11 protein-coding genes are annotated in these 9583 nt (G+C 62.2%); 8 read left to right on the plus strand and 3 right to left on the minus strand.

The annotated features are described in order from the left end of the window. The first annotated feature begins 174 nt into the window (after positions 1-174). A complete protein-coding gene (gene pspF, locus BHQ40_RS14010) occupies positions 175-1209 on the plus strand; it encodes a phage shock protein operon transcriptional activator (protein WP_070156487.1) in 1035 nt (344 codons plus the stop codon). 167 nt (positions 1210-1376) lie between these two features. On the opposite strand, the gene BHQ40_RS14015 is transcribed toward pspF, so the two are convergent. Next, positions 1377-1940 (minus strand): urate hydroxylase PuuD, encoded by a 564-nt coding sequence (locus tag BHQ40_RS14015; RefSeq protein ID WP_070156488.1) that lies wholly within the window; start codon positions 1938-1940, stop codon positions 1377-1379. Between the two features lie 218 nt (positions 1941-2158). Here BHQ40_RS14015 and BHQ40_RS14020 point away from each other — a divergent pair, with 218 nt between their 5' ends. The 3 genes from BHQ40_RS14020 (at position 2159) to BHQ40_RS14030 (ending at position 3633) form a co-directional block, all read left to right on the plus strand. Next, positions 2159-2770 (plus strand): superoxide dismutase, encoded by a 612-nt coding sequence (locus BHQ40_RS14020; protein WP_070156489.1) that lies wholly within the window; start codon positions 2159-2161, stop codon positions 2768-2770. Positions 2771-2923: 153 nt separating this feature from the next. Further along, positions 2924-3325: a response regulator gene (locus BHQ40_RS14025; RefSeq protein WP_070156490.1), complete on the plus strand. Its 402-nt coding sequence runs from the start codon at positions 2924-2926 to the stop codon at positions 3323-3325. 104 nt (positions 3326-3429) lie between these two features. Continuing rightward, positions 3430-3633 carry a hypothetical protein gene (locus BHQ40_RS14030; protein WP_070156491.1) on the plus strand — a complete coding sequence of 68 codons (204 nt, stop codon included), beginning with the start codon at positions 3430-3432 and terminating at the stop codon, positions 3631-3633. Positions 3634-3645: 12 nt separating this feature from the next. On the opposite strand, the gene greB is transcribed toward BHQ40_RS14030, so the two are convergent. Both greB and BHQ40_RS14040 read right to left on the minus strand, forming a co-directional pair. Beyond that, entirely contained in the window at positions 3646-4128 is a 483-nt protein-coding gene (gene greB, locus BHQ40_RS14035) for a transcription elongation factor GreB (protein ID WP_070156492.1), read from the minus strand. 183 nt (positions 4129-4311) lie between these two features. After that, a complete protein-coding gene (locus tag BHQ40_RS14040) occupies positions 4312-6417 on the minus strand; it encodes a lytic transglycosylase domain-containing protein (protein WP_070156493.1) in 2106 nt (701 codons plus the stop codon). A gap of 94 nt (positions 6418-6511) precedes the next feature. On the opposite strand from BHQ40_RS14040, the gene dapA reads away from it, so the two are divergent. From dapA to BHQ40_RS14060, 4 genes are all read left to right on the plus strand, one after another. Next, entirely contained in the window at positions 6512-7390 is an 879-nt protein-coding gene (gene dapA, locus BHQ40_RS14045) for a 4-hydroxy-tetrahydrodipicolinate synthase (protein ID WP_070156494.1), read from the plus strand. A gap of 43 nt (positions 7391-7433) precedes the next feature. Next, positions 7434-7916 (plus strand): SsrA-binding protein SmpB, encoded by a 483-nt coding sequence (gene smpB, locus BHQ40_RS14050; protein ID WP_070156495.1) that lies wholly within the window; start codon positions 7434-7436, stop codon positions 7914-7916. A 2-nt stretch (positions 7917-7918) separates the two neighbouring features. Then, on the plus strand, positions 7919-8512 hold the full coding sequence (locus BHQ40_RS14055) for a DUF2062 domain-containing protein (RefSeq protein ID WP_070156496.1): 594 nt from the start codon (positions 7919-7921) through the stop codon (positions 8510-8512). A gap of 33 nt (positions 8513-8545) precedes the next feature. Beyond that, the coding region (locus BHQ40_RS14060; RefSeq protein ID WP_139139307.1) for a PAS domain-containing protein at positions 8546-9583 on the plus strand (1038 nt) is incomplete at its 3' end.

Below are 9583 nucleotides of genomic sequence, written 5' to 3' on the forward strand. Positions count from 1 at the left end.
CTCCCGTGGATTTGGCCTTCATGTCAGTTCCGCTTTGTGCGGATTATCCTCATCATTGCAGACCCCGTGCCAGTTTTTTGAAATGGCGGTTTTCTGGGGTTTTTGGAGCTGGGTTGGCGCAAATCGCCATATAGCGCTTGCCAAGAGTTGGGAATTTTCGCCATAGATTGGGGCATGGAGAAAAATACGCAGTTCGTTGGACAATCAACAGCGTTTCTCGATGCGGTCGAGCAGGCTGGCCGGGCCGCCGAGCTGAACCGGCCGGTGCTGGTCATCGGCGAACGTGGAACCGGCAAGGAACTGATCGCCGAACGGTTGCACCATCTGTCGCCGCGCTGGGGCGAGCCGCTGATCACGATGAACTGCGCTGCGCTGCCCGAGACGCTGATCGAGGCGGAGCTTTTCGGGCATGAGGCGGGGGCCTTCACCGGCGCGACCCGCGCACGGGCGGGGCGGTTCGAGGAAGCAGACGGCGGCACGCTGTTTCTTGACGAGCTGGGCACGCTGTCCATGGCGGCGCAGGAGCGGCTGTTGCGCGTGATAGAATATGGCGAGGTTTCCCGGATTGGCGCGTCGAGGCCGATCACTGTGGACGTCCGGATCGTCGCCGCGACCAACGAGAATCTGCCGCGGGCGGCAGAGGAAGGGCGTTTCCGGCCGGACTTGCTCGACCGGCTGTCCTTTGAGGTTATCACCCTTCCGCCGCTGCGGGCGCGGGAGGGCGATGTGGCGGTGCTGGTCGATCATTTCGGGCGGCGCATGGCGTCCGAGATTGGCTGGACGCAATGGCCCGGCTTCGCCGCGGCGGCGATGGCGGAGCTGGAGGGATATCGCTGGCCCGGCAATGTCCGGGAATTGCGCAATGTGGTTGAGCGGGCCGTCTATCGCTGGCTGGAGCCGGCGCGGGCGATCGACAGGATCGCTTTCGATCCCTTCGCATCGCCATGGCAGCCCGGCGCTTCGATGCGGGCGGCTGCCGATCCGCCAGTGCCGGAGCAGGCGAGTGCGCAGTTTTCCGTACCCGCGCAGCCAATGGCCTTCGATGATGTGACGGATTTGCGCGCCGCCGTTGATGCGCATGAAGTGGCCATCATCCGCAGCGCGTTGGAGCGGTATCGATTCAACCAGCGGGCGACGGCCAAGGCGCTGGGCCTGAGTTATGACCAGTTAAGGCATTGCCTGAAAAAACATGGACTGATGACGGCTTAAGGTATCCAACTGTGCGTTAGACCCCGTTCGCCCTGAGCCTGTCGAAGGGCTGTCCTTTTCTCGGCGTCGAAAAGAAGGACAAGGCTTCGACAAGCTCAGCCCGAACGGGAGTGAGATGTCACGCAAAGCGTTTTAAAATCCGCCATCAGCTAGTCTTTGGCGGAAGGTCAGCCGCCGTTGAAGTTGATCATGCAGTAAAGCATCGGGATCGACAGGATCGTATTGGTGCGGCTGAACATCATGGCGGTGGTCGCCGCCTTCGCCTTCACCGCGTCCTCGGCCGGTACGATGCCAAGCGCCTTCTTCTGGTTCGGCCAGATCACGAACCAGACGTTAAACGCCATGATGAGCGCCAGCCACATGCCGATGCCGATCAGCAGAAAGCCCTGGGCGAGCGTCAGCGCTTCGACCAGATATTGCGCGCGCCACGCGATGATGAGACCGGTCAGCACCGTCAGTGCCGCGCCCCAGCGGAAGAAGAAAAGGGCGGACGGCGCGATATGCTTGGATACGCCCGGCTTCAACTCCGCCGGAATTTTCGGCATGGTCGGGATCTGGACGAAATTAAAATAATAGAGGAGGCCGATCCAGGTAATGCCGAAAAACAGGTGCAGCCAGCGCAGCACGCCCTGTTCCAGCGTCGTGTTCACAGGTACGGCGAAGATCACGAGCAGTGCCAGCACAAGGCCGGCCACCAGCACCAGATGCAGATTACCGAAAAACTTGACCATGTTTTCTCCCCCAGATTTGGCGGGGCGAAGCGATGAACAGTCCCGCCTGAACGGGCAAGTTTATGACATAGTTTCGCTTGTGTCACACTGATAATTTCGTTCGCACTTCATCGGATATTCCTGTTTCCTGCTGCGGTGCAGCACTGCTAGGGCGATTGAACCTTACCTGTGTCCGGCCGTTTCATCCGGACATATCCCACCTCGACAGGAGCTTATTCATGCCCTTTGTGCTGCCCGAACTTCCCTATGCCAAAGATGCCTTCGGCAAGATTTTGTCTCCTGAAACCTTCGATTATCATCATGGCAAGCATCATAACGCCTATGTCGTGAAGGCGAACGAACTGGTTGCCGCCGACCCGGCATTGCAGGGAAAATCGCTGGTCGAGCTGATCAAGTCGTCAAAGGGCGGCCTGTTTAATCAGGTCGGCCAAATCTGGAACCACAGCTTTTACTGGCTCGGCCTGTCTCCGGAAAAGCAGGAACCGACCGGCAAGCTGCTCGACCTGATCAATGAAGGCTTCGGTTCTGTCGATGGCCTGATCGACAAGCTGAAGGCCGAAGCCGTTGGCCATTTCGCGAGCGGCTGGGCTGCGCTCAACCTGAAGGACGGCAAGCTGGAAGTCACCTCCTATCATGACGCCGATACGCCGGTTGCGCATGATGCGACGCCGCTTTTCATCCTCGATGTGTGGGAGCATGCCTATTATATCGACTATCGCAATGTGCGCCCTGATTATGCGGACACGATCCTTAAAAATGCCGTGAACTGGGAATTTGTTGCCCAGAATCTGGATGGAAAGGGCGTGAGCCGGGCTGATCAGCCCGGCTGATTCATCCCTTTAACATATTGAATTTGCTGAAAGCCGCCTCGATCTGGGGCGGCTTTTTGCATCCATTTTGGTCACGTTAGGGAAATAGACGGGAATTTGCGCGTTATTGCCGTCGCTCAAGGTCCATGAACGGTGTCTTGGAACAGGTGCTCTATGAACCTTATAAAGGTTTTGGCTATCGATGACTCGTCGGTCAGCCGTCAGGTCATAGCACTTCTGCTCGCGAATGATCGCGATATTGACCTTGCTGCGTCGGCGTCGTCCGCGCAGGAGGCGTGGGAAGAGCTTCAAAACAACAATATCGACGTCATCACGCTCGATCTCGATCTGCCGGATGGCGACGGGCTGGAGATGCTGGAACTGCTGACGATCAAGGACACATGCGGCGTAGTCGTCGTGTCGGGCGATGACCGCCAGCATAAGCTTGCCATACAGCTTGGCGCGACTGCCTGTTTCGAAAAGCTTACGTTGATCAATGAGCAAACCCGCTTCCTGTCCGCCATCCGGGAGGCTGCGGGATTGGGCAAGGGGCCGCGGCGTCAGACCATGCATTGATTCCCCGCCGCGCGCTGAGCCGGGGGCAGGGCGCGCATATGGCATCATGAGTGATTGAAAAAGCCGGGCAGGGGCAATAGGCGTGCCCGCAAAGGAGACGCCATATGGACAAGAAGATCACCCTGACCTTCACGGAAGACGAGGCGGAAATCCTCTGCGATGCGCTGGATACCGACCTGGAGGGATATGAGGATTCGGCGAAGGATGCGCGTGCGAACGGCAACCGCGCCGATGTGCAGACTTTCACCGAAGCGGCCGACCGGATCAAGGCCGTGCGCGACCGGGTGCGCAAGGCGATCGACAGTTGAGAATCGCGCCTGCTATTCCGGGTAGGTGATTTCGATCACCTCATATTCCTTTTCCCCGGCGGGAAGCATCACCCGCCGGAGATCCCCCACCGCAGCACCGCGCAGAGCCCGCGCGATGGGTGATCCCCAGCCGATCCGTCCTGCGCCGGCATCCGCTTCGTCATTGCCCATGATCGTCACGGTGCGGTGATTGTCATCCTCGTCGGCGATCGTGACGGTGGCGCCGAAATAGACCCGGCTCTTGTCCGGTTGCTGGCGCGGATCGACCACCTTGGCGTCCTTCATCTTCTTCGACAGGCGGCGGAGCTGGCCGTCAATCTCCCGCATGCGCTTGCGGCCATAGAGATAGTCGCCATTTTCCGAGCGGTCGCCATTGCCCGCCGCCCAGCTTACGACTTCGACAATGCGCGGGCGCTCCACGCCCAGAAGCTGATCATATTCGGCGCGCAGGGCCGCGAAGCCCGCAGGCGTGATATAGTTGGGCTGGGTCGTCATGCGTGAGCATTAGAGCTTGTCGCGCCTGGGCGAAAGTGTGTGGGAGCGTAAGTGCGTACTCCTGCGAAAGCAGGAAACCAGTCTCGCCGTTTGAACTGGTCTCCTGCTTTCGCAGGAGCACGTTCTGCTTTCCGTTGATCAGGTTGTGCGTCTGAAGCAAGCGCCTGGCAAAATCCCGCCGGATCAGCCGGGCGTATTTTTCCCAAGATAGCGGCTGAGCGGCGTCTGACTGCCGCGGAAGCGCGCATTGGCTGGGTTCATGGCGTCATAGACTATGGCGTTTTCGAGCACCCGCTGGACATAGTTGCGCGTCTCGTAAATCGGGATGCGCTCAATCCATCGCAGCACGTCCGAACCGGCGATGCGGGGGTCGCCATTCGCCGCCAGCCATTTGTTCACATTGCCCGGCCCGGCATTATAGGCGGCGACGGCAAGCGGATAGCTGCCGCTATAATAGTTCAGCATCTGCTGAAAATAGGTGCTGCCGAGCTGGATGTTGTAGCTGGTGTCGGTGGTCAGCGCGCCGGCATTGTAGCTGAGGCCGATACGGCCGGCCGTCTGCGCCGCGGTGCCGGGCATGAGTTGCATCAGGCCGCGCGCGCCCGCATGGCTGACGGCGGCGCGGTCGAACTGGCTTTCCTGCCGGGCGATGGCGTGGATCATCGTCCAGTTCGCCTGATGTCCGGAGGGTACGGGAATGCGTGGGAAGCTGGACGTGCCATAGCCGGAAAGGCCATCGGATATGGCGCGGCGGCCGACCATGACACCAAGGTCGGGACGGGACAGGGTTTGCGACAGCTCGGCCGACATGAAATGGCCCTTGTCCGTTTCCGCGCTGGCGGCGATGGCGCGCAGGAATTTGCTCTGGTCCTCATAGAGGCCCATGGTGCCCAGCGCCTTGGCGGCGCGTACGACGCTGCGATTGTCGAAGGCTGAGCGGTCTGCCGCGCTGATTTCGACCGGACGGTCGACCATGGTGGGCGCGGGAATCGGGCGGCCCAGCCGTTCGAGCGAGAGCTGCCCGTAAAATTGGTCGGGATAGGCGGCGGCCAGCGCGAAGAAAGCATCGGCGCGCGCCTTGTCGTTCATCTGCAGGGCAGCGCGCCCGGCCCAGTAATAGCCCTTGCTGATCGTCTGGGGAGAGCGGGCGGCCGTGGCGTAACGCTGGAACATGCCGAGCGCGTCCGAAGGCCGGTTCAGATTGTAGAAGGCGGTCGTCCCGGCGAGCCAGGTGAGGCTGGTATAATCGTCGCGTTCGCCGATCGGCCGGTCGCGCACGTCAATGCCGGGGCCATAGGCGTCATCCACCTTGCTGGCGATGGCCCAGGCGAACGACCATTGGCTGTCGTTAGCGGCGGCGCGCGCATTGGTCAGCAACGCCTCATACCATTTTTCCGCGTCGCTCGGCCGGTTGGACACGGATTGCCGGTTGGCGAGAAGCGTGCGGGCGGCGATGCTGTTGCCGCTGTCGCGTAGCCACATCGCCTTGTCGGCAAGGAAGCCCGCATCATTCTGCCCATAAGCTTCGGCGGCCTGCATCTTCGCCGTGGCGTCCGGCGCCTTACGAAGCATTGCCGAGCGCGCCTGGAAAACGGGGCGGCGGGCGGGAGAGGTGTAGGCGAGAATGCGATCTACGCCGCCCGTATTCTTCTGCCACAGCAAGGCGTCGGCCCGCTGGTCGTAATCGGCGGTCGTGAAGCTGCTGCCGAACAGGGAGATCAGGCGGCTTTCATCATCGGCGGTAAGGCCGCCCGCGACCCATGCCGCCCGCGCCTCCAGCTTCGCCTCATCCCTGCGGCCCAGGCTGGAAAGGGCAACGGCGTTGCGGGCGCGGCCGACGGCTGTCTTTGCGGGATAGCGGGCGAAGAAGGCCACGACCTGATTGGGATCATAGGCATTGGGGTTGATCGACGTTTCCGCCAAGCGGCGCATGCGGTCCTGCCCCGGCCAGTCCGGGTTCGCCGTGATGAAGCTGGCATAGGTGGAAAAGCCCAGCGTGTCGCTTTGCTGCAGCGCGCGCCACTGGGCTATGGTGCTGACAACCTGTCCGTCGCGCGGCACGCCAAGCTGGCTGCTCGCCCGGTTCCAGGGGCTTGGCTGTCCAGCTCCCGGAATGGGTTGAACCATGCCCGGCGCCTGTTGCGGCGCCGGCGCGGGGGTGGGCTGCGCCATCTGCTCTGGAAGAATGGATGTGGGCGCGCCCGTCTGCGCCCCTGCGGAGGCCGTGGAAAGCAGGAATGCGATCACTGAAATGCGAAGCAGCGGAGCGTGTGAAACCATGCTGGACATTATGGCGATAGGTTCCTTATCAGGCGCTGAACAAGCCGCTATGGGGGCAGCCCGCTTATGCCCGCGAAGTCCGGCGCTTTGAAGGAGTTTTATCATGTTTTCCGGTTCCATACCGGCTCTTGTGACCCCTTTTCGCGACGGACCGCTGGATGAAGAGGCATTTCGGGGCTTTGTAGATTGGCAGATTTCGGAGGGCAGCGCAGCGCTCGTGCCCTGCGGGACCACAGGCGAAAGCGCGACCATGACGGTCGAGGAGCATAACCGCGTCGTCGCCATCTGCGTGAAGCAGGCCGCCGGGCGCGTGCCCGTGATCGCCGGGTGCGGATCCAACGACACAAAGATCGCGCTGGAGCATATGTTCGCGGCGCAGGCGGCCGGGGCGGACGCGGCGCTGGTGGTTGCGCCCTATTACAACAAGCCGAACCAGGAAGGCGTATATCGCCATTTCGCCTATCTGGCGGAGCGGTGCGACCTGCCCATCGTGCTGTATAATGTGCCGAGCCGTACGATAACCGACATTGGCGTGCCGGTGATGTTCCGGCTGGCCGAGGAGTTTCAGTCCATCGTTGGCGTGAAGGACGCCACCGGAAATCTGGGGCGAGTCACCGCGCAGCGCCTCGCCTGCGGCAAGGACTTCTGTCAGTTGTCCGGCAATGACGAAACAGCCCTTGGCTTTATGGCGATGGGCGGAACCGGTTGCATATCGGTCACCGCCAATGTCGCGCCGCGCCTGTGCGCGGAGTTCCAGAAGGCTTGCGCCGACGGGGATTGGGACAGCGCGCTGGAATATCAGGACAGGCTTTATCCGCTGCACGACGCCCTGTTCAGCGATTCTTCACCCGGCCCCGTCAAATATGCGCTATCCAGGGTCCGGCCCGATTTTCCCAACGAGGTGCGATTGCCGATTACCTGGCCATCGGAATCGAGCAGGGCGGCAGTCGACCGGGCGCTGGAGATCGCGGGGCTGGTATAAGTGTAACGCCCGCACCACATGTTGATTTGAGAATAGCTGGATAATGGCCCGCCCACGCCCCGAAACCTTTGACAAGAAGAAGATCGTCGCCGAGAACCGGCGCGCGCGCTTCGAATATTTCATCGACGACACGTTCGAGGCCGGCATCGCCCTGCAGGGGACCGAAGTGAAGGCGCTGCGCGGCGGCGAGGGGTCGATCGCCGAAAGCTATGCCGAGGTGAAGGGCAATCAGGTGTTTCTGGTGAACAGCAACATCCCCGAATATAGCCACGGCAATCGCGAAAATCATGAACCCAAACGGCCGCGCAAGCTGCTGCTCCACGAGCGCGAGATCACCAAAATGCATAGTGCGGTATCACGGCAGGGCATGACGCTTGTGCCGCTGATGGTCTATTTCAACAGTAAGGGCAGGGCGAAGGTCGAACTCGCGCTGGCCAAGGGCAAAAAGACCCAGGACAAGCGGGAGACGATCAAGGAACGCGACTGGAAACGCGACCAGGCGCGCATCATGAAGGATCGTGGCTGACCGTGACCAATCGTTTGACCCGCTGGTGGCATGAAAACGCGCCGACGCGCGAATCCCTGGAGCATAACCGTTTCCTTGCGCCGGTCGCGCACCGGGTGCTGGAACCCTCGCTCTGGCGTTTTACCCGCCGTTCGGTGCCGCGCGGCGTGGCGCTGGGCCTATTCGTCGGCATATTCCTGCTGATCCCCGGCCTGCAGATTGTCGGCGCGGCGCTGCTTGCCCTGCCGTTCCGGGCGAATATCCCGGTGGCGGCCGCCATGACCTTCCTCAGCAATCCCGCGACGACGCCCTTCATCCTGTGGGCGTCGGTCTATGTCGGCAATATCACGCTGGGGCGCAGCGCCGATCTGTCCGGCCTGATGGCGCTGTTTCATGAAGGCGCGGGCATTGGGCGCTGGTGCGCATGGCTGTTCTCCGAAGCCGCGCCCGCCCTGCTGTTTGGCCTGTTGATCATCTCCGCCGCCTGCGCGGTCGTGGGCTATTTCCTGTCCATCTGGTTCTGGCGCGCGCGCATGGGGCGCAAATGGCATGCGCGCAAATTGAGGATTGGCAAGCACGCCGAAACGGGCGCAATAGAGAAAAGAGCGGCGGTCTGACCGCCTGATCTGTTTCTTCCGGGGGATGCGGGCATGGCCGGGCAAGGCGCGGCACCACGCAAGGATGACATTATCGCGTTGACGGCGCAGCAGACGGCATGGGGTCAGTTGCCCCTGATTTTGCTGGCCGCCGCCGGCTGTGCGGCGATCATCTGGTTTGCCGTTGGAGAGGCGGCGCTGGCTGCGGGCTTCGCGGCGACGCTGATCGGCGCTGGCGCGCTTGCCTATATCTTCACCCGCAATTTTTCGCCGCCCTCCGCCGATGCCGACGCCGTGCCGGACTGGACCATTGCGCGGGCGGCCGCCGACGCCTCTGGAGTCGCTATCGCCATTACCGACCGGGCCGGCCGTCTCGTCTGCGCGAGCGATCTGTATGGGGAATGGTTTCCCGGCTATCCGGCGCCGCCGCATCTGCCCGTGGATGAAGGCGATGCGGACAGGCTGTCCAGCGCGGGCCGCGCGGGCTGGCGGGACGGAACCGGCCGGGTGGAGGGCGTTGGCAAGGGCGCGTTGCGGATCGACGCGGATATCTCCCGCACCGGACGGTCCGACGATTATCTGCTCTGGCGCTTCACTCCGGTAAAGCATGCGAGCATCCTGGATGATTTCAACCGGCTGTTGACCGGAGACGCAGGCTGGCAGCTTTCCGAGGCGGGGGTGATGGCCGCGATGATTGGCGGCGAGGGCCGGGTGCGGGCCGCCAATGGCGCCTTCCTTCTGCGCGCGGCGGGGCGGATAGACGCCAATGTCGCCGGGCGCGATTTCGCCTCCTATCTGCGGGTCGACGGCAAGGGCCAGGTATTTTTCGCGCGCGAGGAGCGGGGCGTCGTTCCGATCCGCCTGCTGCAGGTGCCGCTGAAGCCGGGATCGACGGAGGGGCCGCGCCTGATCCTGTTGATCGACGAAAAGCCGGGCGGCGCGGCGACGGGAGACGGGACTTCGGCGCTTTCCTACATAGAGACATTGCTCTCCCTGCTGCCCTTCGGCCTGGCAATGGCGGACAGGGATGGGCGCGTGCTGTTCCTCAATGATGCCTTTGCGCGGGCGGCGGGCGTGAAGCCGGGCGAGAAG

The organism is Sphingobium phenoxybenzoativorans (assembly GCF_001757355.1).
Lineage (GTDB): Bacteria > Pseudomonadota > Alphaproteobacteria > Sphingomonadales > Sphingomonadaceae > Sphingobium > Sphingobium phenoxybenzoativorans.

Coding starts and splice junctions, on each gene's coding strand:
- pspF (WP_070156487.1), top strand. CDS start 175: ATGGAGAAAAATACGCAGTTCGTTGGACAATCAACAGCGTTTCTCGAT.
- BHQ40_RS14015 (WP_070156488.1), bottom strand. CDS start 1,940: ATGGTCAAGTTTTTCGGTAATCTGCATCTGGTGCTGGTGGCCGGCCTT.
- BHQ40_RS14020 (WP_070156489.1), top strand. CDS start 2,159: ATGCCCTTTGTGCTGCCCGAACTTCCCTATGCCAAAGATGCCTTCGGC.
- BHQ40_RS14025 (WP_070156490.1), top strand. CDS start 2,924: ATGAACCTTATAAAGGTTTTGGCTATCGATGACTCGTCGGTCAGCCGT.
- BHQ40_RS14030 (WP_070156491.1), top strand. CDS start 3,430: ATGGACAAGAAGATCACCCTGACCTTCACGGAAGACGAGGCGGAAATC.
- greB (WP_070156492.1), bottom strand. CDS start 4,128: ATGACGACCCAGCCCAACTATATCACGCCTGCGGGCTTCGCGGCCCTG.
- BHQ40_RS14040 (WP_070156493.1), bottom strand. CDS start 6,417: ATGTCCAGCATGGTTTCACACGCTCCGCTGCTTCGCATTTCAGTGATC.
- dapA (WP_070156494.1), top strand. CDS start 6,512: ATGTTTTCCGGTTCCATACCGGCTCTTGTGACCCCTTTTCGCGACGGA.
- smpB (WP_070156495.1), top strand. CDS start 7,434: ATGGCCCGCCCACGCCCCGAAACCTTTGACAAGAAGAAGATCGTCGCC.